The sequence below is a fragment of the Butyricimonas paravirosa genome (genome assembly GCF_032878955.1).
GTDB lineage: Bacteria > Bacteroidota > Bacteroidia > Bacteroidales > Marinifilaceae > Butyricimonas > Butyricimonas paravirosa.
This window is the reverse complement of sequence record NZ_CP043839.1, coordinates 1,571,657-1,595,062: the sequence shown is the minus strand read 5'-3', so window position 1 is coordinate 1,595,062 and position 23,406 is coordinate 1,571,657. Positions and strand designations below refer to the sequence as shown.

The 23,406-nt window shown below is 44.2% G+C and carries 18 protein-coding genes; 3 read left to right on the top strand and 15 right to left on the bottom strand.

Annotated features, from left to right (window positions below; translation table 11 throughout):
• Positions 1–449 precede the first annotated feature (449 nt).
• The gene (locus F1644_RS06760; protein WP_273493712.1) at positions 450–1,595 is read right to left on the bottom strand and encodes an IS256 family transposase; all 1,146 of its coding nucleotides are present in this window, start codon (positions 1,593–1,595) and stop codon (positions 450–452) included.
• A gap of 91 nt (positions 1,596–1,686) precedes the next feature.
• On the opposite strand from F1644_RS06760, the gene F1644_RS06755 reads away from it, so the two are divergent.
• Positions 1,687–2,337 carry an HAD family hydrolase gene (locus F1644_RS06755; protein WP_118304850.1) on the top strand — a complete coding sequence of 217 codons (651 nt, stop codon included), beginning with the start codon at positions 1,687–1,689 and terminating at the stop codon, positions 2,335–2,337.
• Between the two features lie 72 nt (positions 2,338–2,409).
• On the opposite strand, the gene F1644_RS06750 is transcribed toward F1644_RS06755, so the two are convergent.
• From F1644_RS06750 to F1644_RS06695, 12 genes are all read right to left on the bottom strand, one after another.
• Complete coding sequence (locus F1644_RS06750) at positions 2,410–4,077, bottom strand: nucleoside kinase (protein WP_118304849.1); 1,668 nt, start codon at positions 4,075–4,077, stop codon at positions 2,410–2,412.
• Positions 4,078–4,137: 60 nt separating this feature from the next.
• Positions 4,138–5,064, bottom strand: a complete 927-nt coding sequence (locus tag F1644_RS06745; protein ID WP_118260250.1) for a lytic transglycosylase domain-containing protein — start codon at positions 5,062–5,064, stop codon at positions 4,138–4,140.
• Positions 5,065–5,437: 373 nt separating this feature from the next.
• The gene (locus F1644_RS06740; RefSeq protein WP_087421131.1) at positions 5,438–5,995 is read right to left on the bottom strand and encodes a hypothetical protein; all 558 of its coding nucleotides are present in this window, start codon (positions 5,993–5,995) and stop codon (positions 5,438–5,440) included.
• 214 nt (positions 5,996–6,209) lie between these two features.
• On the bottom strand, positions 6,210–7,337 hold the full coding sequence (locus tag F1644_RS06735; protein ID WP_317147147.1) for an LPP20 family lipoprotein: 1,128 nt from the start codon (positions 7,335–7,337) through the stop codon (positions 6,210–6,212).
• A gap of 27 nt (positions 7,338–7,364) precedes the next feature.
• Entirely contained in the window at positions 7,365–8,612 is a 1,248-nt protein-coding gene (locus F1644_RS06730; RefSeq protein ID WP_118304847.1) for a DUF6175 family protein, read from the bottom strand.
• A gap of 10 nt (positions 8,613–8,622) precedes the next feature.
• Positions 8,623–9,537 carry a hypothetical protein gene (locus F1644_RS06725; protein WP_118304846.1) on the bottom strand — a complete coding sequence of 305 codons (915 nt, stop codon included), beginning with the start codon at positions 9,535–9,537 and terminating at the stop codon, positions 8,623–8,625.
• A 39-nt stretch (positions 9,538–9,576) separates the two neighbouring features.
• Entirely contained in the window at positions 9,577–10,770 is a 1,194-nt protein-coding gene (locus tag F1644_RS06720; protein WP_118304845.1) for a zinc ribbon domain-containing protein, read from the bottom strand.
• Positions 10,771–10,782: 12 nt separating this feature from the next.
• Positions 10,783–11,124 (bottom strand): hypothetical protein, encoded by a 342-nt coding sequence (locus F1644_RS06715; protein ID WP_118304844.1) that lies wholly within the window; start codon positions 11,122–11,124, stop codon positions 10,783–10,785.
• A gap of 32 nt (positions 11,125–11,156) precedes the next feature.
• Positions 11,157–13,472: a zinc-ribbon domain-containing protein gene (locus F1644_RS06710; protein ID WP_118304843.1), complete on the bottom strand. Its 2,316-nt coding sequence runs from the start codon at positions 13,470–13,472 to the stop codon at positions 11,157–11,159.
• Between the two features lie 33 nt (positions 13,473–13,505).
• Complete coding sequence (locus F1644_RS06705; protein ID WP_118304862.1) at positions 13,506–15,239, bottom strand: C25 family cysteine peptidase; 1,734 nt, start codon at positions 15,237–15,239, stop codon at positions 13,506–13,508.
• Between the two features lie 12 nt (positions 15,240–15,251).
• On the bottom strand, positions 15,252–16,685 hold the full coding sequence (locus F1644_RS06700; protein WP_158571928.1) for a murein transglycosylase domain-containing protein: 1,434 nt from the start codon (positions 16,683–16,685) through the stop codon (positions 15,252–15,254).
• 685 nt (positions 16,686–17,370) lie between these two features.
• A complete protein-coding gene (locus tag F1644_RS06695) occupies positions 17,371–18,702 on the bottom strand; it encodes an MATE family efflux transporter (RefSeq protein ID WP_118304841.1) in 1,332 nt (443 codons plus the stop codon).
• 114 nt (positions 18,703–18,816) lie between these two features.
• On the opposite strand from F1644_RS06695, the gene F1644_RS06690 reads away from it, so the two are divergent.
• On the top strand, positions 18,817–19,266 hold the full coding sequence (locus F1644_RS06690) for a GatB/YqeY domain-containing protein (protein WP_087421141.1): 450 nt from the start codon (positions 18,817–18,819) through the stop codon (positions 19,264–19,266).
• A gap of 222 nt (positions 19,267–19,488) precedes the next feature.
• Positions 19,489–20,994, top strand: coding sequence for a [FeFe] hydrogenase H-cluster radical SAM maturase HydG (hydG, locus tag F1644_RS06685; protein ID WP_087421142.1), 1,506 nt, complete (start codon positions 19,489–19,491; stop codon positions 20,992–20,994).
• Positions 20,995–21,107: 113 nt separating this feature from the next.
• Here the strand turns inward: hydG and F1644_RS06680 are convergent, their stop codons facing one another.
• Positions 21,108–21,857 carry a hypothetical protein gene (locus tag F1644_RS06680; protein WP_087421143.1) on the bottom strand — a complete coding sequence of 250 codons (750 nt, stop codon included), beginning with the start codon at positions 21,855–21,857 and terminating at the stop codon, positions 21,108–21,110.
• Positions 21,858–22,005: 148 nt separating this feature from the next.
• Positions 22,006–23,394: an MltF family protein gene (locus tag F1644_RS06675; RefSeq protein ID WP_118304840.1), complete on the bottom strand. Its 1,389-nt coding sequence runs from the start codon at positions 23,392–23,394 to the stop codon at positions 22,006–22,008.
• Between the last annotated feature and the right edge of the window lie 12 nt (positions 23,395–23,406).

Here is a 23,406-nt window from a genome sequence, read left to right as displayed (position 1 = left end):
GGTTACCGTATCGCGGTTCGACAATTCGTGTGGCCTTTTTTTATTGAAGAGCCCGGTAGGTGAACCCTTTTTTATAGGATTTAATGGGGTTTTCCTAGGGTAAATCATGGAAATTGCCAGGTCGTTGGGCGACTGTTGGGCGGCTGTTAGGCGCTGTCGCCCCATTGTCGCCCGATCATCGCCCGATTATCGCCGCCATTTTAACAAGATATAAGCAAAGATAACATTTGCCGAGAAAAGATGTGGGGAGCTAACAGGGAGGCAACCTGCAGGCAAGAATAAACCAACGGTTACTCGTAATCCCGAGACAAGGGTAAATGTTGTTTATGTTTTTCCATTTTTGATGTATCGTTAAGGAATGAGATCAAAATCTTGGTTGACATTCTGGATAGTGTTTCAAAAAGTGTGTAAATTCCTTCTTTTCTCATGACTGCAAAATTATAAATAGTTCAATAAAATAATCTTGATTCTAAAAAATTATAAATAGGATATTTATAAATATCTGCATTTTGGGCTACCGTTCCCATTAGGAGAATAACGGCTTGGGGGTTTGGCATGGCGCCCCTCATGTTGATGACCCTCTTGTAATCCCTGTTCAGCCTTTCGATCCAGTTTGTGGTGTAAATCATCCCCCTGATTTCCCTCTCGTACTTGAAGTAGGTGAAATAGAACCTGTACCTGTCGTGGCAATATCTTTTCAAAACGGGATAACTTTTCTGCCACCTGGCAATAAACTCTTTAAATTTTTCGAAAGCCTTTTCCGGGGAGATCTCCCACTGGTCGGGAGCGCAAACCTGCTTGAGTTCTTCCATGACCTGTTTCTTGTCCCTGGGCTTGACTTTCCCAGCTATATTCCTCTTCAGGTGCACGGTACATAATTGTAAATCTGCTTTTGGAAAGGTTTCTGCCAGCACGTTTTCAATACCGGGCAATCCATCACACACCAGGAGATCAATCACGGCCACGCCTCTTTCCTTGAGGTCTTCAAACACGTCCTTCCAGTTCGTGGCACTTTCCGTGGGGAAATTCACCACGGCCAGCACCTCGCGGGTTCGGTCTTCTTTCACCCCCAAAACCGTGTAGTAAGCCTCGTTGGAAACGGAATCATCACGACGGGTGAGGACATAGGTGGCATCGATGTAAATTATCGGGTAACGATTATCCAGTTCACGACCTAGCCAGGCATTTACATCCTCGCGGGCCGTGTTCAACAAGCGGCTAACCTGGCTTTTACTGTAATGTTTGCCGTAAAATTGCTCGTAAATTTTACCCACCTGTTCCGTGGTTAAACCGCTGCAATAAAGGCTACTCACTAGCTTTTGAGCCTCTTCTTCCTGGTCTTTTAGCACCCCCAGTAACATCGGGTAAAAATGGTTGTTACGACTACGCGGGACCCGAAGTTCGAAGACCTTACCGCCATGACATACTCGACGACCACGAAAACCGTTACTCACGTCACCACGTGTCTCGTTATGAAGATCACGTTCCGATAACATTAAACTCTCTAAACCTTGTTTAACCAAGCCTTGTAAACCTAGTTCACCGTTTGTGATTTCGGAAATTATTTCCGAGATTTGTTCATGTGTAAATTCCATAATTATTCATTTTTGAAAATTGCATTACAAAAATAATCAATTCGGAATTTACACACTTTTTGAAACACTATCACTAAAAAATAGAGGAACTATGACGAAGTTGGTAATTTTTGATCTGGATGGAACATTGTTGAATTCTTTACAGGATTTGGCGACGAGTACGAATTATGCTTTACGGCGACATGGGTATCCGACACATGAATTGCCTGCTTTTCGTTATTTCGTGGGAAACGGAATTGACAAGTTGCTTGAACGGGCATTGCCGGAGGCTGAACGCTCGCACGAGAATATGTTGAAGATCCGGAAAGATTTCATGGCTTATTATGCCGAGCATAAGGCTGACTTTACGGCTCCTTATGATGGGATTTGTGAGTTACTGAAGACGCTGAAACGTCGTCATTTATTGTTAGCTGTGGCCTCTAATAAATATCATGCGGCTACAAAAGAGTTAATTCCGGAATATTTCGGTGAGGGACTTTTTGATTTTGTTTATGGACAACGGGAGGGGATTCCCGTGAAACCTGATCCCACGATTGTCTTCGATATTATGAAAGAGGCAGGAGTCACGAAAGAGGAGGTCCTTTACGTGGGAGATTCCGGCGTGGATATGCAAACGGCAGTAAATAGCGGTGTAACTTCGATTGGAGTGACATGGGGATTCCGTGATCGGGAAGAATTATTGGCAAACGGGGCTCAATACATTGCCGACGAACCTTGCGAGATTATGAGGTGGGTTCGTTAGTGAATGGAGTAGAGGTGAAATATTTATAAAGAAGTGGAGCTTTTTAAAAATAAAGTCCACTTCTTTGTTCGTTTAATATTTAAACGAACTTCCGCCCAGGAATTCTCGGAGAATGGAAGTCGGTGGTATTTCACGGGTAGGTACGGCTTGGACGTACGAGAAGAACTTCAACAGGCGTTTCGCCTTGGAGTGTTCCGGGTATTTTACCAGCACTTCTTCCAAAAGTGGAACGGCTTGTTGCTTCAAGGCTCCCAGTTCGTACACGAGTGCCGAGTTAAACATGACATCGGCCTCTTCCTGATAGGGGGTGATGTGTTTCTGTTCACCGGAAAGTACGCTTTCCCATCTTTTCAAGGTGTCGAGAGCCGAATATCCCCGGTATTTGTGATCCCGAACCATACGGCGGATCAAACGGTTATCCGATGGGTTGATAATGTTGTGATTATCGATAGAAATCACCGTAAGAGCCGAAATAAATATTTTGAACAGGCTTTCATGGGGCAGATATTCGGTTAATTTGGGGTTCAGCCCGTGAATACCTTCCACGATAACCACGTTATTACTGCTCATCTTTAATTTCTCTCCGTCGTAGAAACGTTGACCTGTTTCGAACGAGAATTTGGGTATTTCCACTTCTTCACCTCTCAATAAACTCATGATGTTATCGTTGAAGGTGTTGATGTCCAAGGCATCGATCGTCTCGAAGTCGTATTCTCCTTTTTCATCCCGGGGAGTATCTTCCCGGTTCACGAAATAATTGTCCAGAGATAAATTGACGGGTTTGATGCCGTTCACTAATAGCTGGATGGCTAATCGCTTTCCAAACGTGGTCTTGCCCGAAGAGGAGGGACCGGCAATAAGCACAACTTTTACCTTTTTCTGTTTCTTGATTTGGTCAGCGATCTGGGAAATCTTTTTCTCGTGCAGGGCCTCGCTTACCTTAATCATATCCCCGGCGTGTTTATGTTCGATGGCTTGGTTTAAATGCCCAATTTGCATAACCTCGGAGATCTTTCCCCAGCGTTTGAACTCGCTGAACGTGCTGAACAGCTTTTCTTGGGGTACAAACGGGACTATTTGTGTCGGGTTCGTGCGTTTGGGTGGCATTAATAACATTCCATCCTTGTAATCCATCAGGTCGAATACTTTCAAGCATCCGGTGGAAGGAGCCAGCGTCCCGTAGAAATAGTCACAGGTGCCGTCAATGGAATAAACGGAGGTAAACATCTTTCCTCGTGTGGAAAGTAATAACTCTTTATCCTTTAGACCCTGTCTGTTAAAAAGTTTGATTGCTTCTTCCGTGGGAGTTTCCGTACGCATGATCTCGTAATCGTGGTCGATGATGCGTTGCATTTCTTTTTTTATCTCGGTGATCCTGTCCCCGGTGAGAACGAATTCCTTGTTTGCCAGACGGCAGAATATTCCGTTAGAAAGGTGATATTCCACGACAAGCGTTTTTTTCGGGTAGAGATTATGTATCGCCTTGTAAAGTACGAAAATAAGAGAGCGTAAGTACACGCTATATCCGTCCAGCGTGGTGACATCGACGAAATTCACGTATTTGGGGTTATATATCTCGTAATGCAGGTCCTGCACCTCGTTATTAACTAATGCCCCCAGAATGTTCTGATGATTCATAGGGAACACGATTTTCTTGAATTCTTTTAAACTAGATCCCGTGGGTATCTGGTATTCTTGTCCATTGTTTTCACAAAAGACGGTTATTTTATTCTTTTCCATGTTGGGAGTTTTTTTACATCCAATATAGGCAGGGTGGTACAAATAGCGTGCCGAATATTTTTACTTGTATGCCTGCTTGTTTTCGGGAATGGCAATATAATACGTTTTATGTTTCCCGACTTTTAACGAGGTCTGCCGTAACCAGGGATTAAAGCGTTTCAACGTTTTATAGGATATTCCGTGTTCTTGTGCGAAATCCGCCAGATCCTTTATATTTTTGGTTACTTTGACCTGCGTGGTCGGCTCCACGGGATACAAGTGATCCACGTAAAAATCGTACAGGTGAGGTTCTTCCATGATTTGCTTTAAAGCCAACATGCGGTACACGTATCTCCCGGTTTCCTCACCTAGCAGGAGGTCGTAAAAGTTTTTTTCCTTTTGTCGGTCCATTTGTCTGGAGAGCATATTCATACCTCCGTTATAAGAGGCGGCGGCCAGTGTCCAGGAACCGAATTTCTGGTAGGCTTTTTTCAAGTAGGTACAAGCGGCACGTGTAGCTTTTTCCACGTGATAGCGTTCGTCCACGTCATTCGTCACCTCTAACCCTAGTTCTTTAGCCGTCGCACTCATGAGCTGCCATATTCCTGCGGCTCCGGCGTAAGATACGGCCAGTGGGTTCAAACTACTCTCGATGACGGCCAAGTACTTGAAATCATTCGGAACTCCTTCCGCTTTTAGGATGGGTTCGATGATATGAAAATAGCGGGGGGCGTTTTTTAAAACTTGGATCGTGTGTGAATGTAAGTAGGTATTCACGATTAACTCTTTTTTGAATGCCTCTGCCACGTCGATTCTTTCCAGTGGGACCTCTTCCCCAGCCAGGCTGAATGTTGTCGGGAAGTCCACGTCTGATGATTTCATGAGGTGGAATGGTGGTTCCTCGTTCTCTTCATGTTCCTTCTGATCATGATAAACGTAATATCCGATCGCCGCACTATTTAATAAGACAAGAATTGTCAGAAATGCAAGTAAAATGTTCCTTTTCACAACCAATGATTTTATTTTTTCGAAAATACATCTTTTTCTTGATTTTTACGGTAAAATGGAGAAAAAAGTGTGTGTAGAATCGCTAAGAATTGTACTTTTTAGGCGGGAGTGGGATGGTTGTGGGAGGGGATTTTGGGGGTATATGTTTGAGGATGAGAGGTGCTATGTTAAAATAAAGAGGCTGTGTCAAAAGGTATTTTATCCTCCAAAACTCCTCCGTCACTTCGTGCCACCTCCTCTATAAACAGAGGAGGAGCTGGTGACTCTTCCCGAAGACAGGGAGTATTTCAACTCTCCCTCTGTTTATAGAGGGAGTACCCCGAAGGGGGGAGGGAGTTTGAAAAATGACTTTTGACACATCCTCATTTATTAATTACTTTTTCGAATTCTCGTCAATGTGTTTCAAGAAAAGGCGTTGCAGTAAATCCCGATCTACGGTAGCCGCATCATTCTTTTCAAGCTCCTTATACAGATTTTTCAAGTAATCGTCTCCTTTGAGTTCCAGAACGATATAATTAATAAATTGTCCGGTTTTCTCGTCTTTGTCCCAGCGGTCGAATACAATCGTAGCTCCCGCTAAGGTTTGATTCACGGTTATTTTCGTTTTATCCGTAAGTAAAGACTTGGATTCGGAAGACATACCTTCCGATAGGATCGTCGAATACTCTTCGGTGGTAGATTCCACCGTTTTAGCTAAAATAGCGGCTAATTCTGCAGAAGCGGCCATTTGGGCTTTTTTCCGGGCAGAGGCTTCGCTATCGGATCTGCCTGAACCCCATCCCCGAAGGATGCCATTGCCGCTGATTAGGTCTGCACCCGGCATGATATAAGTGGAAATCGGACTTTTTTCTTGGATTTTCTTTGATGAACCGCAACTACTTAATAAAAAGAATGCAGCTACAATCAATCCCCATAAGACATAGTGTTTCATAATATTACCTTTTAATTGATTTTTAATTTTTTAATCTGGGCCGGCAATTCCCGGTTCACTCGTTTCATCATTTCCCGAATACACGTCGAGAGTGATGCTGTTGCCGATTTATTTACGGGTATTAATACTTTAACTTGGTTTACCGAATAGTTCAGAAGCATTTGCTGGTTCTTGTTGTTGTAAATCTTGAGAACCAGCGAACAATAGCACGTATTCAAGTCATACGTCCCCCGGTAACGACTTCTCCCATTTCCAGTTTGGTGGATAAATCCACGAAGCACGTGGCAGCATCCGGGTCTTCCGATAGGGTGAAATAATTATTGGTCAGTAGACTACCGATCTGTCGTTCGATACCTTCCAAATCGTTATCTTCATTTATGTATAAATAGGCGGTAATCGGTGAACTCTTCAATGAAATCGTGACTTTTGCCGAAGGCCAAGTTTGATTTTGTAACAGCTGGCGATACGCCTTTGGCAGGCTGTTCATGAACGAGTCATCAATGGTGATGCGTAATTCCTGCACCTCTTCCTTCGAGGCGATATTGGTCACGTAGAATTCCGCAGTACCCGTGTAGTCCGTCTGAATGGCGGGAGACACGGTGCCATTACCCGACACGAACGAGGCATTCAGCTTTACATTCGGAACGACAGTACCATTTTTCGACAGACATCCGGCAATAGGTTCTGCAATTGCTTTAAAAGCCTCACCTTCTACCAGCACGACATTTGTCGTGATTGTCATACCGTTGAACACATTCACGTAGGCATTGTAGAGTTCAATGGGAACATTCACGGCATTTGTCGTTAAATCCATGAAGGCCCACGGTTCCACGGCTTCCAGTCCTTTACCGTAAAGTTGGGCAGCTTGTGAAAGATTCATGGCATTCTCCTCGCTACGCCCTTTTTGTAGGTAATCCATCCCCGTCCTTATGGCCTGTTGCCGACGTTCTTCGGCCTTACGGGCATACACTTTTTTGTCCAAAGCGTAGTACACGTAATATTTTTGATCTGACTGGTAGCTACCTTTCAGTTCTTGCCCTTCCAGCCAAGCTGCCATTGAGCTTTGTATTTTGTCTTCCAACATCTCGCGAGTCTTGCCATCCACGTCCACCCGGTGTAAAAAAGAATTGTTTTCAAGTTTTACAGCGATCTGTGAAACGATGTCCGACAAGGCGCTTTGGGTTGCTTTCTTTATGTAGTCATTGTCCGATAACGATGCAACTCCAATACCGATGTAAGCGTCAGACGAGGTCGGGCGTTGGGTTACCCATTCGGGCGCTTGTGCTTCGGCATGGAAAACACAGCATATCGAGAGTAACAGGCCTAAAATAACCTTTCGCATAGTTTTATTTTTTATTGTTATCACTTGTTACAGGTCCAGCATCAACAAAATCGTATTCCCGTCAATGCGAACGGTTCCTGAAACGTCTTGTGCCTTGAGCTGATCGTTCAGGTCTTTCGCAAACTTCGAGGAGGTCATTTTGAAGCCGTTTTTGTCTTCCCTCGGGATCATCACGTAATCAAATATAGCCGATTCATCCATGATACCTTGTATATGATAGTCGCCTTCGTGTGCGTTGCGGTCCAACCAATTCTGAATGAAATCTACAATTCTTTCCCCGTTGGCACAGCAAGCGTCTTGCAAGGAACCCGTCGAGTTTCCACTAATGGAGATTTGCAAAACAACACGGGCAGGCTGGGAGAAATTTTTAATGATTTGCTCCAAGAATGGGGAAAGATTATCTTTCACGGCATAGGAACATAACACCTCGGTTTGTGTTGTCTGGAAACGATTGGTCCAGCCGTCCTCCGATGCCCAGATCGTTCCGCTTGCGGTTTCATAGGCTTTCATGACTAATGCTACGCGAGCACCTTGTGCCGTGTAATCTTTCATTAAATCCACCGTGACATAAACGTCAGCCCCGGAAGACATTAAAAGTTGTTTGTCATTCGATTCCGCTGCTCCGGCATTATCTTCATATTGGCTCCGGCGATTCATGGCGTCAATCCGTCCTTGCAAATCAATGGTTTTGATGTCACAAGATTCGAGCCCTTTCTGCACGGCTCCCACGGCGATGCGGTAATCGCTGTCATTTTCCAGTTTTGACTCGAAACTCTCCCCTTTTTTCTTGTAAGGCACCACAATAATGGTTGGTTTGGGAAGGCGAGTTTTGGGTGTTTCTGCCAACATTGCATCATAATGTGTATTTTTCCGTACATCATTAATCAACTGACGAAGACGCAAAGTGATCCGCATTGTTCCTTGGAAACGTCCGCCAACCTTTGTTGATTTATCGGATTCTTCCACGCTGACCACGTAAGGTGTGTAGCGGGCCTGATTATTAAAAAAGGTATTGGTATAAGCCTCGTTAGGCTTGCTGACCAAAGGTTTGCCGTCATTAACACCTTCTACTCCCTGAAAGAACAGGGTGTAGATAAGTGATTTGATAGCGTCTGTTTCAACCCCTTTTTTGCTATCAGCGATCCCTGCCGAGGTAAAAACGGCGGTTGCACCTTTGTCGGTTTCCAAGGAAACAATCTGAAGGTACTCCTGCGCTTTCGCTGAAGTTGTACAGAGGAATAACAGTATGCCAAGTATGGTTATTACTTTCTTCATAAATAAACGATTACAGTGAGAATAATGGTGCTACGGTTGCTTTCACTTTTAGGGCTTGTTGGTTTTGTGCAGCCTCGTCAAGAGCTTGGAAAGCCTCCATGGCGGTGAATATTTTTTTATCTCCTTGAACAATCTTGCACTGAGACATGGTTCCGTCTACCACTTCTTCCACTTTCATTTTACCGATCTCGCTGTATGTCGTGCGACCGGCTCTCATGCTGGGAGCTAAAACAGAGAAATAGTCTCCTTTTTTCACCCCGTGATCCGAGCCTAAGTTGATATAACATTTCACGAGTTTATCTTTCTTTACCTCATAATCCATGGGTACGATTGTGCTTTCCAATGGAAATTCTTTGATCAGGAAATCTCCGATGTCACTGTTGATCATGTTGACTGCGCTGGTGATCGCTTTATCTTTTGAGTCTGATAAATCCAAAAATTTACCTACCGTACCTCCAAGGCCGGAGGGAGAATGGTCAAACGTGGCTGTTGCGACGGTAGTTGAGGAAACTACTTCTGTTACGGTTATAGAATAATTCAGAACACAGGAATACATCGTTTTTCCATCTTTTTGTTCGGATTTCACAGAACAAGCTAACACGTTTCCATTTAAAATATAATCATGGGCAGCGGCAGTGATGGTTTGCGTGCGTGCTTTTTCATCACTCAACGCTTTTTCATCCGAGCGACGCTCTCCTTCTTTCTTCATGGAATGTTCTGCGTCCTGATCCACCAATTCAAAACGTTTTGTCTTATTGAGGGCAGCCATGACTGCGTGACGAATTTTGTCACTATCGCTTTCACTAACACCGTTTGCTTCCGTGAAGTGTTCAACGTACATTCTCGGTTTCTTTGCTTCTTGTGCTTTCACCACGATCATCGCTACACAAAGTAACACCACGCAGGTAATAATTCTCTTTAACATAGTAGTAAAATTTAAATTAAAGGTTAATAGTATATTGTTTTATAATTTTGCTTTAGCATCCTTATGTCCCATGTCTGCGGCCTTCTTGAAATTCTTCCGGGCCATCATTCCGTTGCTTCCCACCGTACCACAGCCGTTTTCATAGATCAGTCCCAGCATGTAGTATGATTTTGCGCTACCGGATTTTTTGAAGAGGCGGACAGCATCCAGTCCTTTCCCATTGTCGAAAGCGGTCATTCCGGCGTCATAATCGGCATCCTTCTTTTCCGCAACGGGTTGCGATGGCACTTTCTCCGTCTGCACTTCTTTTTTCTCGGAAGCGGTTATCGGGGGAGTGGTTTGAGACTGCACGGTGGGAGTCTCTTGCTTTGTTCCCGTTTGTTTTTGTTCTGTCGGGGGAGTCACGGGTACATTCTTAACTGGTTCGTCCTTTTTAGACATGAAAATGTAGCCGACTACAACGGCGAGTAGAATAACACTCAAGGGGATCCATTTACTTTTACTTGAACCCGACTTGGGAATGGGACGTTGGTGTGACCCGGTTAAAGCTCCTACGCCTTTCTGGCTAGCTTCCTGTGATTGAACAGGTCGGTCTGAAGACGAGGCGGAAACCACCGCCGGTTGAGTGGCTTTATTCGCGGGTTTATATAATTCCGTCATCTCTTTTTCAATGTCGGCTTTCGTATCCTCGACGTCCAGTTCCCTGGCTTTTTGATCCATCATCTGGCGTCCGGCAATACCGATATTGCTATTGGTCGTCAGGAGTAGTTGTTGGAAAGCAAGGCGATATTCGTTGATGGATTTCTTTTCACATTCCACGCAACGGTTCTTTCCTTTTACTTTACAATCAAAGCAAATCTCTTTCCCGCATTTGGGACATCGGGCGTGTCTGTCGTCAAAAGGATTTCCACATACTTCACAGTATTCGGCCTCATCCTTTTCCATGACAATGGTCGTGTTATGGTGAACCGTGGAAGAGTTATCGACACTTGACGTATTGATGTTGGCATGGGTTGTGGAGGATTGATTAATTCCCCCGGAAACATTAGCACGTGCTCCCGCCCCTATAATCGGTTCTGTCGTTCCTGAAGGTTTCACTTTATTCAACATCTCTTCTGCGGTGGTCGTGTCGTCGTTTGACTCAAACGGGACTTCAGCCCCGCAATCCCGGCAAAAACGTTCGTCTGCATCTGCGGGCTGACCACATTCCGGACAAAATCTCTCTTTACTCATGATCTTGTATGTTTATTTATTTTTCTTTTTTATTAATTTCTTTGGTTTACGCGGTGGAGGAAGTTCAATGGGCTCACCTGCGGGGATTTCCGGTGTTTGCGGAAAGACTTCCGTGCCGTCCTCCAGTAAAAGGGAGGTGACCAGAAAGTTTCCGGTTTCTTCCTCTAGGCTTCCGGTAACCCCGATATGCATCCCGTCATAAGGGATAAAAAACGGGTCTCCGTATGGTAAAATCCCGGCCCGGTAAAGCTTGTATTTTTTACCGTCATCATCCGTGAGGATTGCCCTCCGACCTTCGGATTTCGACCCGTGGTCCAATAGGGGGCATTCCAGGATTCCGTGAATGGTTGTCATATCTTTATGTGTTGAATTGAAAAATCATTTTGCTATATACTGGCTCCACAATCAGCGCAGAATTTCATTCCGGGTTCCAGCGAGGCTCCACAATCCGGACAGAGGGTCGAAGTGACTGTTTTTGCCGCGGGGGCTTGTGGTGTTTGCGCCTGTTGTGGCCGTGGGGCTTGTTGTTCGGGTTGTGCCGGAGCTACCTGTTGAGGTGTCTGTGGTGGCATATTATTGTGAGTCGTGTAATCCAACGCCCGGTCATAAGCCGTGTCCATTCGTCCTTCCTGACGGAGTATACGCTCATCCCGTTCACGTAGCTGGCGTTCTTTTTCGGCCATTTCTTCTTGAGCCCGACGTTCCTTGTCTTCCACCTTCTGTGCTTGAATTCCTCCGGTCATAGTCATCATGTCCCGCATCATCTGGAACATTTGGGCTTGATTCTCCCGGTGATCCGTGTCACGAGAGGCCCGTTCGGCTTCCAAGCGAGCGTCCATTTCCCGGCGTTGAGCTTCTAGTCGTTCACTAGCCTCACGTTCGGCCTCCGAGCTGTATTTATTTTCCGCGTAAGCCACGGCAGCATCCCCACCGTTTAATGCCCACACTTTTTCATCGGAAAGTTCTTTGGCATTTTCCCATTTCAGACGTTCCATTTCTTCGGCTGTCTTTAAGCGGTTTTGTTCTACTTCCGCCTCATGCTTGCGTTGATTTTCTTTTGCTTGTTCCTCCGCGTTTTGCATGGCCATAAATTGTTGGAACTGGTTGTCGTCATCTTCCCGGTCCATATCATGCATCCGTTTGGCATCATTGTAGTCCATGTCTCGCTGGCGTTGATCCAGATCGAGGTTCGTTTCGGCCACCACGCGTTGTTTGTCAACTTCTTTATAGAAACGGCTATCCTCGTAATCGTCTTGAAGACCTTGTAGCTCAAGTTCTTTTTTGATAATTAGAGTCGCTTTTTCAGCTTCGCCTTCCATACGGGTGCGCTCGAACTCGATACCGTCACGGAGTTGCATCATCTGGAACATCATCCCTCGTTGGTAATCGTTTGTTTCCAGTTGATTGTGGAGAGCACGGGCTTCATCTTCACGAATTAATCCTGTCTTGACAATTTCCAGAAGGGCCGCATCCCGCTCTCCATCGTTTTGAGCCTCCCGTACGATGCGTTCGTTTTGCAGGAAATGTTTGAATTTTTCCACTTCGTCTTCATGTAGCAACCGGTCATGATTAATCGTTTCCAGTTGTTTATCCAGGTCGAGGTCGGTCGTGGCTTCGTGTAGACGTTGTTCATTCACTGTGTCTGCCATTCGGTTCTTGAAATCATTGGTACGTCGGAGGTAATCCAATTCTTTATCCGAAAGGTAAAGCTCGCGGCTCAACACTCTAAAACGCTCTAAATCCTCGCTGGTCGCTGAAATCTCAACAATACGCACGATGGATATTCCGAAGAAGGCTTCCGGTGCCACGGCATTGATTTTGTCTTTCAGTAAAGCATGAAGTTCCTGCGGTATACGATTCGATGTAAGTTCCGTGTCATACAACGTATCTTGTAACACGTTCCGGATGGTATCCGTGATTTCGTCCACGATAACGGTCGTGTTCAACATCTGGCGCTCGGTCAGGTAATGAACGATGAAGCGCTCCGGGTCTGAAATCTTGAAATATGCGTTCACTCCCAGTGCCATATCGAGGTACCGGGTTTGTATCTTCATAGGGACAAAATCCTTGTAATTGTCGAGTTCGCCTTGTCGGGAACCGAAAAGAAGTGGGAAAGACTTATCCAGTAGGATAACAACCGAGAAAGCGGCTCCTTTCCGGGCGTTTTCCCGAATCAAATTTTGTTGTTGCAGGTAGAGTTCCTCCGTTGTCGTTTTCTCTTCTTTTTTCTTGTTTTTGAATAGGTTGACAATAAATGACCATCCCTTGCGTAACGAATCTGTCGAGGGACCGGAAGAATCACCGGACGAGCCTTTGAAATTATACGTTCCTCCGCTGATGGAGGCAATCGTGCGTCCGTTGGCACGAATATAGGCTGTTGTCCCTTCCGGGATGATAATACCTTGAATATCGTTATACGAGTCGAATTCCGTTTCGTTAATCACACGGGCCACCTGTCCCGGTTGTATGTTCCAGTATATACGTCCCTTGACTGAATTGATGTCTGACGTCGTTTCCGGTGACGGGGTAGATGTCTTTTCCGCAAGAACAACTTTCTGACCGCATTTGATACAGAATTTAGCTCCTGGTTTTAACGGGGTTCCGCATTGGGAACACGTGGTTGATTCCTCTATTTTTTGTCCGCAAGAAGTGCAAAATTTTACTCCCGGACGAAGACTTGTGTTACATTTAGGGCAATTCATATTGTATAGTTTTATAGTTTCACGTTTAGTAGATTATCTTGTGGTATATACACTCTTAATTTTTCCATCCGAACTGGTCGTGACAACAAACCGAGCGGGGATCTGCCTTTCGGAAGTCAGGTCATAATTGAATTTCATCTCTTCCTGCCCGTTACTGTACTTGATCTTTAAAACTTCTTCCATCGGACGAGGTTTGATTCCATAGCTTGCGTACAAGTGTTGTCCTATTGTGGCATGAATTTGTTGGATGTTGGCATTTACAGCACCCCGTACCTGTTCCAGAATAGAGCCGTTCTCTTTTTCTGTTTTTATTTTCTCGATCGTGCATCCTATTTTAGTATTCGGATCGACCAAGGTTGTTTTGGATGTAATTTTATTTCCGGATTTCAAGTTTGTACGAACGTTCATCGTGGTCATCGGATCACCGAAAAGATTGAACTCCACGACGGTCAGCGCTGCATGAGGGTCTCCCGGAACGGTTCCTTGCAACACGGCACTGCGGGCAATAAATAATGCTTCAGCCACTGTATAGCCTTGTAGGATGGCACTGATGAAATAACCGGCGATGATGTCGGCGTAACTTACCGATACTCCGGATTGGGGAGAAGAGGCGTCATCAACGGCACCCCAAGCCACGCGTGATGATCCGACAAAGGCCAGCGTGTTCGTGAACAGGGAGGCAAGCATCATGCTGTGGTGTTGGTCCAGCCCGATAAAACGTCCCCCGTAACAGGCTTCACTGATAACGATATTGGGTTCCTCGCAGGTCATCATGTGTTCCGGTTCTATGGCCGGTAATGCCCCGTACTCTTCCTTGTTGAGCATAACTCCCGCGTAACCGCGTGATTCCAATCCTTCTCCGCCGTGAAGATTGAAATAGTATAACGAGGCGTTCGTGTGGAAAACTTGTTGTAGATTCCCTTCCACGACCATGGGGGAAAGGAGTAACCGGTTATAATAGTGATCCGGAGACAGGTAACGGCTCAGATCACGGAAATAATTCCCGTTCAGAAGATCATTTGCCACGTAACTGGACACCTTCTTCCAGTGCGGGTCACATTGACCGTAAGCCTCGTTCATCGGGAATCCGTTGGAATAATCGATGTTGCGCTCCAGATAACCACACAAATCTTCGAGTGAAGCGTCTTCTCCGAGGGGTAACCTTCCCACGAAAAAGAGCTGGTCATATGTAAATGCTGCTTGATTCTCGAGCAAGGTAATCATCTCCTTCCCATAGGGGTAAGCGTAGAGCATATCCGTGTCGATACTGTCATCGTTACTGTCGTTGGGAATGTAGTGATGGATGCATGGCATGGGAATAATGTCACTACCTCCTATAATAAATAGATATTGCGATATTTCGTCTCCTGCCGCCTGCTCCCCGTTATGGACATCCATCAGAATGTCCATGTAATCCCATAATGGGCTGGTTATCTTTAAATGTACTTTTTTCGAGTTGCCCCAAAAACCACTTTTCCGATACGTGTAATTACCCGCATCAACGAGTTTATACGAGATGCCGTATTCCCGTTTCTGTCGGATGAATGCATCAAAGATGGCCATCAGGCTTTGCTCGTCTGTTCCCGTCTTTTCGGCTAGTAAACCCAAGTTCGTGAAAATCAATCCGTGCATACTCATTCCTTGAGGGTGAGGTTTGACGGGTGCCTTTTTTTCGGTGTTACTCTCTTGTTCTATTCTTGCTCCGCATTCCGGACAAAAATGTATATTCTGATCTTCGATACGATTACCACACTCTGGACAAAACATTGGTATTTCTTTTTATGGTTTGAGATATTTTTCCCGTCGCTTGCTAACTCCTGAAACATAATTGCGGGCCTCACTCGTGCTTAAACGATTCGTGAGGTGGCTGTATAACTGTTCGTAATTATATTTATTAATCAACGGGATTGCTTTGTTTAAATTCGTAGCCCCGGTAAAGGCTCTACTCACGTTTCCCGCTCCGGTATTATAGCTGGCAATGACACAAAGCCTGCGACAATGCGGGTCGGTAACAGAGGAAAATTGATTCATGAGAACACGAAGATAGGCCGTGCCCAGCTCAATATTATTGCGGGGAACGAAAAGATAGCTCCGTGTCGGGGCCCAAGTGTTTCTATACACGTAATTATAGGCATCCAATCCCCCGGACTTGGGCACCAGTTGCATCAGCCCGTAAGCGGGTACCCAACTCGTTGCCTCGGGGTTGAAACGGGACTCTTGTTCCATCACGGCAAAAATCAGCGGTTGCTCGATTTGGAATACTTGTGAAAATTCTGCCACGAGGTCTTTATAAAGTGTTGCGTTTTTTGATAGATTGTCGGAAACAAGATTCATCTCTATTTGAACCACTTGACGTACTTTCCCGTCGTCTCCTTTCACTTTCGTGATCTTTTTGGGGCTTTGTGCGGCTATTGTTTTTACTAAAATGGCCTTTTCAGCTTCATTTTGCCAACCCTGTGTTTTTTGTTCAGCCCGTTTGTGAGCTTCTTCCCGTTTGTCCGCTAGCGGATTGCCGGAATTCTTGTTACCTTCTTCTTGTACGCGACGAGCCATAGTTGTTCCCGTGGAGACCGTGTCCCCGGATGATTCTTTCTTTTGATTGGTATTGAGGGACAATTTTTGTCCTTTCACCGTAGGGGTGGGAGGGGCTGCACGAACGGGTGTTGTCTCTTTCCCCGTTGAACTTAAGGTTTTGTCGGGTTTATACATGGAAAAATCGACCAAACCGTCCAGTACGGGATTATTGGTTAAAGGCTTTGAGACGTCAACGGATGATTGGTAAGGGCAGGTTGATCCTTGACTTTTCAGTAAATGTTCAATGGCGGTAGCCAAACGTGTGTTTATAGCGTTGGTATCTACCGTGTTGTTGTCATCAAGGGCGACTTCCACGAGGATTTTTCCTTGGTCAAAATCAACAATCGAGCGATTTTGATAGTCATTACTGTATTCGACCCATTTTGTCGGGGTGTTGTCTACGATCGTATCACTACCCCAGGTCTGTTTGATAGAGCGGGTATAGCGAGAATAGTCCGCACGTGCCTGTGCCTCGTATTTTTCGTATTCTTCCAGTGCTTTTTTGCTATATTCTTCAAAATCAGCAACAGTTTGTGTTGCATCCTTTTCGAATTGCCTGCGGAGGGAATCGACAGCTGTCGCACCTGTTGATCCTACGGATTGTGCATGACTGATAGACGGTAAAATGATGATGCACAAAAGAAATATAAATTTCTTTGTGCTTAAATAATACTTAAATTTTAGTTCCACGCTTAAATGAAATTATTCCTATTGGTATTTCTTAATTTTAATCAAAAAAAAGGTGTTTAAAAGCATTGCAATATACAAACATTTTTGTTAATATAAATGGTATTGATTATTAATTAATATGTGCGTGTAAAATAAAGTTATTCAATAAGTTAAAATCGGCTTTGAGAGCCTGTTGTTGAATTTTATTTTAACTATTATTAATTATTTGTTTTAGGATTAAATAGAGGTATCTTTTCTTTCTTAAAAAGGCTTTCTGTAGCCTTTTTTAATGTGAATAGTGAAGTTTTTTAACGTTCTATAAACCTCAATTATATATTTCAAGATGGTTTCATTTTGTGTGTTTGGGCAAGGGATGAATGAGGGGAGAAAGTAAGTGAGTTTTGTATAGGAAGTCTATTCTGATTTCATGTTGATTAATGGATGAATAGCACATCAATACCGTCATGAACCTTATAGATACCTTATAGAAACCTTATATGAACCTTATATTAAATAAGGTTCATAAAGTATAGATATAATATATTGAAAAGATTACTTGCGGTATTGATGACTTGTTGATACCCTATCAATAAGGTTACCTTTGAGCTGCTGTTTGGTATCTGCGGACTATCCCCTTATAAATAGAGTATCATCTTCAAACTTTCTTTTGTTGCCATTTCGTGTACTTGAGGTAGAGTAACGAAACGACACCGATTAATATGCCATAAGTGATTTCTACAGTCCACACGAATGCCACATCGGAACGAACGGCCGTGGTGAATAGCCACGTTTGGAACGTGTAAAAAATAAGGACAAAACTCTCAAGGATGAGTGCATGCGTGGTGTTTCCTGTCCCGGAAATGGCCTCGAAGAACGTGATTCCGAAACAGAAACTGAGGGCTGCCAGACCGACCACGTAAAGAGACGGAATAGATGCCGCGATCAGTTCGCTACTATTGGAGTAGATGGATAGCACGTAATGTGGGAATATGTAGCATATAAGTAGAACGGGAAGGACACTTAGCATGGAGAGTTTCACGATCCGGCGCAAGGTTCTCATGATTTCCGGTTGTCTTTGTTCCCCGATCAAGCGGCTGGTTAGCGTGTTTGCAGTCGCACCGTAACCGAATACCGGGATGAGGATAAGCATATAGACACTACGTACGATAATGGTTATCGCGATGGGGCGTTCTCCCATGTGTTCGATGAGCATGAAAAATATGTACCATGTTCCAAATGACAATAGCTTTTGCAACATGGTCGGGAAGGCCGTTTTCAGCACGGTGAGCATGAGCCAACCTTCCAATTTGTGGAACGAGAAAAGTGCATATTGTTTGATCGGGAGTTTTAATAAAGTATAGAAAATGAAAATAAGACAGGCGGAAATCTCTGCCATTACGGAGGCAAGTGCCGCGCCACCGACTCCCAATTCCGGAAAACCGAATTTCCCGAAAATGAGTAGATAGTTGAAAATCACGTTAATGGTGGCCATGGCTGCCGTTGAGTAGCCGATGATCTTCGTGTTGGAGAGTCCGATGTAAAGGGCTCGGAACAGGAAGTTGAAACACACGAATATAATCCCGTAATGGCGGTAGGACATGTATTCCATGGCTGCCGCGTAAATTTTGGGTGACTGGATGGAGGCTCCAAGCAGTACATCACTGTAATACCGTTGAATAAGAAAGAGTGTCATGGACAGGAGAAACACGAAACATAGCCCGTGTTCGAAAACAACCCCGATCCGGTTTAGTTTACCTTCCCCGAGTCGCCGGGCCACGATAATTTGTATCCCGATAGAAAATCCCCAGGCTAGCGTGGAAAAAACATAATAGTAGATTCCGGCCATGGCGGAAGCTCCCAAGGCAACTTCGCTGACTCGTCCCAAAAATGCCGTGTCGGTAAGGGTAATGAGAGTTTGTGCCAAACTACCCAATATGATCGGGTAAGCTATGTTCCAGATGGTTTTGTTCGTGATGATTGTTTTCATGTAGGTGTTTTTACGATACAAAATTACGTTAGTATTTCGAAAATTAAAAATGGCTAGTGGAAATTTGAGGAATAAATAGTAACTTCGTGAGTTTAAATTTTAAATACAGAAACAATGACAATAGAAGAACAGGTTAGCAAAGGCATCATGGCTGCCATGAAGGCTAAAGATACCATTCGTTTGGAAGTTTTAAGAAATATAAAGAAGGTTTTTATCGAGGCAAAATCTGTTGCCGGGGCTCCGGAGCAAATTGCTGATAGTGAAAGCGTGAAGATTATCCAGAAGTTGGCTAAACAAGGACGCGAGTCGGCCGAAATATATAAAAATCAAGGACGTGAGGATTTGTATGCTCACGAGATGGCACAGGTTGAGGTGCTGAACGAGTTCTTGCCGAAGCAGTTGAGCGAGGAAGAATTGAGAACTGCGTTAAAAGTGATCATCGAGAAGGTTGGGGCGACTTCTGCTAAGGAGATGGGAAAAGTGATGGGTGTTGCTTCCAAAGAATTGGCCGGGGTTGCTGACGGGAAAGCTATTTCAGCTATTGTGAAAGAATTATTAAGCTAAGGTTCATAGGGATTTAGCAGGAAAGTCTACGGATTTAACGATCAGGTTATTGATTTTCTTTATGGACTGATTGAAAATAAATATCAGGAATAGAGAGCATTGATGAAATAATTAACGATCTTTGTATATACGTAAAGATATTCACGTGACGGTGGGGAGGGAAACGTGTATGGTGAGCTTTGTAGACTTTAGGACTTTTATGAACTTGTAATTAAGTGAAAAATGAGTAGTGTGAAAGATTGGACTGCCAGCGTAATCAAACAGGCAGAGATCGATAAATATCTGGATGGAGGAAAGGATTTTATTGACGAGGAACAGATATTTGCGGATATTGAAAAGTATAAAAATCCCGACAAACAACAAGTTCGGGATATTTTACAGAAATCTTTGGATATAAAGATTTTAACTCCAGCAGAAACGGCCACCTTGCTGAACGTGGAGGACCCGGAATTATTACATGAAATGCAGGAGGCGGCGTTGGAAGTGAAGAAAAAAGTATATGATAATCGTATCGTTTTCTTTGCTCCTTTGTATTTGTCGAATCTTTGCGTGAACAGCTGTAAATATTGCGGGTTTCGTGCGGAGAATAAAGACGAAGTTCGCCATGTCCTGACGATGGATGAGGTGCGGGATGAGGTGGCTGCCGTGATTGACGAGGGACATAAGCGAATGATTGCCGTGTATGGCGAGCATCCTAAAAATGGAGCCGACTATATCGCGGATTCTATTTCCACGATTTATTCCGTGAAACGCACGACTCCTACGGGGAATGGTTTTAATAATATTCGTCGGGTAAACGTGAACGCGGCTCCCATGGAGATTGCCGACATGAAGAAATTATGGCGTGCGGGAATCGGTACGTTCCAGGTGTTTCAGGAAACCTACCACCGGGGAAGATATGCCGAATTGCATCCGGCAAACACGGTGAAAGGAAATTATCGCTGGCGGCTTTATGCCATGCATCGAGCTATGGAGGCCGGGGTGGATGACGTGGCTATTGGGGCTTTATTCGGCTTGTACGATTGGAAGTTCGACGTGATGGGGTTGGTTCACCATGCTTGGGATTTGGAGAAACATTTCGGTATCGGACCGCATACCGTGTCATTCCCGCGTATGCAACCGGCTCCCGGTTCATTCTTGAGTGAACATTCTCCTTATATCGTGAGTGACGAAGCCATGAAACGGGTGGTTTCCGTGTTGCGTCTGGCAATTCCGTATAGTGGGTTGATCGTGACGGCACGTGAGAATCCGGATCTGAAACGCGATCTGATCAATCATTACGGGTGTACGCAAACGGATGCTTCTTCTAAGTTGGGGATCGGGGCTTATGCCAAGAAGTTGAAACAAGAGGAGAACCCGGATAAGGTGCAGTTTATGTTGGGCGATCAGCGTTCTTTGGACGAGGTAATCCGTGAATTGGCCCATGACGGGATGATTACTTCTTTCTGTACGGCAGGGTATCGCTGCGGTCGTACGGGGGATAAGATCATGAATTTGTTGGAGAAAGGTGTGGAAGGGAAATTCTGTAAACTAAATGCAGTATTGACGTTCCGGGAATATCTGAATGACTACGCTTCTCCGGAGACTCGTGAGATCGGAGAGAAGTTGATCGCACAGGAGTTGCAGGAAATTGAAAATATGCCATTCTTTACAGATAAAAAATTACTCCCCACGTTCCGTTCCTATTATGATAGAATCGCGAGAGGGGAGAGAGATCTGTATATGTAATTTAGATTTAAGGTTTAGAATGAAAAAGATTCCGTGATTGCCGATTCTATGATTTGGTGATTAAAATCACTTAATCGAAAATCATTAAATCACTTAATCGATAGGATCTAAAATTAAAAAGGGAGTTTGAGCGTGATGCGTTCAGCTTCCTTTTTTCTTTTTATTTCTTCTTTTTCACCTTTGCGGAAGACGTAGACCAGACCGAAATGTTCGCATTTTTGGCGGCGTATTTCTTCGTCTTCGAGGTCTGCGTAATGAGCTTCGATTTCGTTCCACAAGGTTAGAATGTATTCGTCGGCCTCGCCCCGGTATTGTGCTACTTCGGCACTGCAACGTGCGGAGTTCTGCTGGAATTGCTTTTGGGCGGCATAGGCTTGTTTGAAGTTTTCATAGTTCACTTTCACCAGAGCGATGGAAGGACTGTACACGGGATTTCCCCCGCCATTACGAGTACGTTCTTGTTCTCCGGTTATCACTTTTGCTCCCCATTCCAGTAAATCCTGATCAGAAACCAGTGACGGGAGTTTAGTATCATTTTCATCAATTCCATAAAAAGTTCTTGCCACGGGTTTTAATTCTCCCCGGGCTATCGTGAAATTCAGTACTTGCAGAAAATGAGAAATGTATAATTTTGCTTTTCGTGTATATTCTGCATATTTCCGGCTGTTCACGTTTTGTTTATCTCTGGCGCATTGAGAATTCGTGATTGCCGTTTTGAATCTTGGTAAAAAGAATTCAATCTTTTGCCTAAGATTTAATGAAAACGGTAAGTTGTTGATATTAGAAAACTCTTCGTTATTCAAGGCTGTTTCTAATGCCCTTATCCTTGCTGCGTCTGTATTCGGTAATCTTCTGTAAGGCATATCCTTAGCAATTAGTTAAATAATGATCAAAACTCTGATGCGAAGGTATGAAAAATATTAATGTAAATCAATATTCGCCCGTGAGATTTTGTGATTTATGATTTACGATGAAGTGATTCCTCCCCACAAGCTAACTTTTTATTATAAATTATTTTTTTATTGTGTTTTTATAATGGGTATAGTTTTCCATGATGTTGTTGACGAAATTAAATGTTTGTTTCCCGTCGCAATAGCCGAAACGGACAACAGAATCCCGGTATATTTCCGGTTGGGATTTATGGAGCATGAAATAATCCACGTTGTTATCCCAGACTTTTGGGTTTTTTCCGTATGATTCGGCTAAGCGGATTGCATCGAGTACGTGTCCCAGACCTGCATTATAGGCAGCCAAAGTGAACTTAATTTGTTCCAGCGTGTCGAGGTCGAATTTGTTGAACTTGTTTTCCAGGTATTTTAGATAGTAAGCCCCGACATGAATGTTGTCTTTAGGTTCTTCGTATTCTTCGAATCCGAGTTGCAGGGAGGTTTCCGGCATAACTTGCATCAGACCGACAGCCCCAAGGTGGGAAGTGGCTTCCGGGTCGAAACCGGATTCTTGGTAGATAACGGCTGCCAATAGGCGCCAATCCCAACCGATTGTCCGAGCCTCTTTTTTGATGATTGGGTCAAAGCTGGAGATAACTCCATTTTTCAGTTTGTAGTATTTGGAGTTGTGTAATGACGTGATGTAACTGTTTTTGTAATAACGGTTATACAGGACATTTAGTTTTCCGCTCTTTTTAATGGCGTCCAGCCAAGTATTGATTTCTTCATCCAATAGAGTAGCTTTTTTCGTGACGGCCCAAGCCACAGGGCTCTCGGCGGATAGCTGAAGAGAGTAATCAATATGTTTCATGTACTGGGAGGCGATCTGGGCAATATTTTTATCGATGACCGTGTAGGGAATTTCCCCGTTTTCTATTTTTAGTAAAATGTCTTCGAACGTGACATCTTCTAGTTCGGTGATTTTCAGATTTAATTGTAAGGAATCGTTTAAGTGTTGCAGGAATCGGGTGAAAGAGGTGCCTTCCTGTAAAAATATTTCTTTACCCTTGAGGTCATCTACCGATTGGAGAAGCGTGTCCGACGTGTGTTGAACGAGTACTTGGCTGGTGGTGAATAGGGGGAGGCTGAATTGCACGTCTTCTTTTCGGGAATCCGTGACAGAGAGGCTCATGGCGATCAAGTCATATTGGCCTTCATTCAGTTTTTGAATACTTTCGTCAATATTCGTGTTTATTTCGATATTTAGCTTCACTCCCAGATAATCGGCGAAATCTTTTACCAATTCGTAGTGAAATCCTTTGGGAATACCTTTATACACGTAGTAGTCTGTCGTGTTGTAATAGCTACATACATTTAATACCCCGCGTTGCTCTATTTTTTCCAACGTTCCGGGTTCTGGTATGACTAGCGGTAGTTCTTCTTGTTTTGTTTTGCACGAGGCGAAACAGGATAAGAACAACAGCGTGTACGTAATAGTTTTTATTATATACATACTGCAAAAATA

Bases quoted from the DNA above. Each gene is read 5' to 3' on its own strand.
- hydG (WP_087421142.1), top strand. From the start codon at position 19,489: ATGAGTAGTGTGAAAGATTGGACTGCCAGCGTAATCAAACAGGCAGAG.
- F1644_RS06740 (WP_087421131.1), bottom strand. From the start codon at position 5,995: ATGAAACACTATGTCTTATGGGGATTGATTGTAGCTGCATTCTTTTTA.
- F1644_RS06735 (WP_317147147.1), bottom strand. From the start codon at position 7,337: ATGCGAAAGGTTATTTTAGGCCTGTTACTCTCGATATGCTGTGTTTTC.
- F1644_RS06680 (WP_087421143.1), bottom strand. From the start codon at position 21,857: ATGCCTTACAGAAGATTACCGAATACAGACGCAGCAAGGATAAGGGCA.
- F1644_RS06690 (WP_087421141.1), top strand. From the start codon at position 18,817: ATGACAATAGAAGAACAGGTTAGCAAAGGCATCATGGCTGCCATGAAG.
- F1644_RS06730 (WP_118304847.1), bottom strand. From the start codon at position 8,612: ATGAAGAAAGTAATAACCATACTTGGCATACTGTTATTCCTCTGTACA.
- F1644_RS06720 (WP_118304845.1), bottom strand. From the start codon at position 10,770: ATGAGTAAAGAGAGATTTTGTCCGGAATGTGGTCAGCCCGCAGATGCA.
- F1644_RS06725 (WP_118304846.1), bottom strand. From the start codon at position 9,537: ATGTTAAAGAGAATTATTACCTGCGTGGTGTTACTTTGTGTAGCGATG.
- F1644_RS06675 (WP_118304840.1), bottom strand. From the start codon at position 23,394: ATGTATATAATAAAAACTATTACGTACACGCTGTTGTTCTTATCCTGT.
- F1644_RS06760 (WP_273493712.1), bottom strand. From the start codon at position 1,595: ATGGAATTTACACATGAACAAATCTCGGAAATAATTTCCGAAATCACA.
- F1644_RS06710 (WP_118304843.1), bottom strand. From the start codon at position 13,472: ATGAATTGCCCTAAATGTAACACAAGTCTTCGTCCGGGAGTAAAATTT.
- F1644_RS06705 (WP_118304862.1), bottom strand. From the start codon at position 15,239: ATGTTTTGTCCAGAGTGTGGTAATCGTATCGAAGATCAGAATATACAT.
- F1644_RS06695 (WP_118304841.1), bottom strand. From the start codon at position 18,702: ATGAAAACAATCATCACGAACAAAACCATCTGGAACATAGCTTACCCG.
- F1644_RS06750 (WP_118304849.1), bottom strand. From the start codon at position 4,077: ATGGAAAAGAATAAAATAACCGTCTTTTGTGAAAACAATGGACAAGAA.
- F1644_RS06715 (WP_118304844.1), bottom strand. From the start codon at position 11,124: ATGACAACCATTCACGGAATCCTGGAATGCCCCCTATTGGACCACGGG.
- F1644_RS06755 (WP_118304850.1), top strand. From the start codon at position 1,687: ATGACGAAGTTGGTAATTTTTGATCTGGATGGAACATTGTTGAATTCT.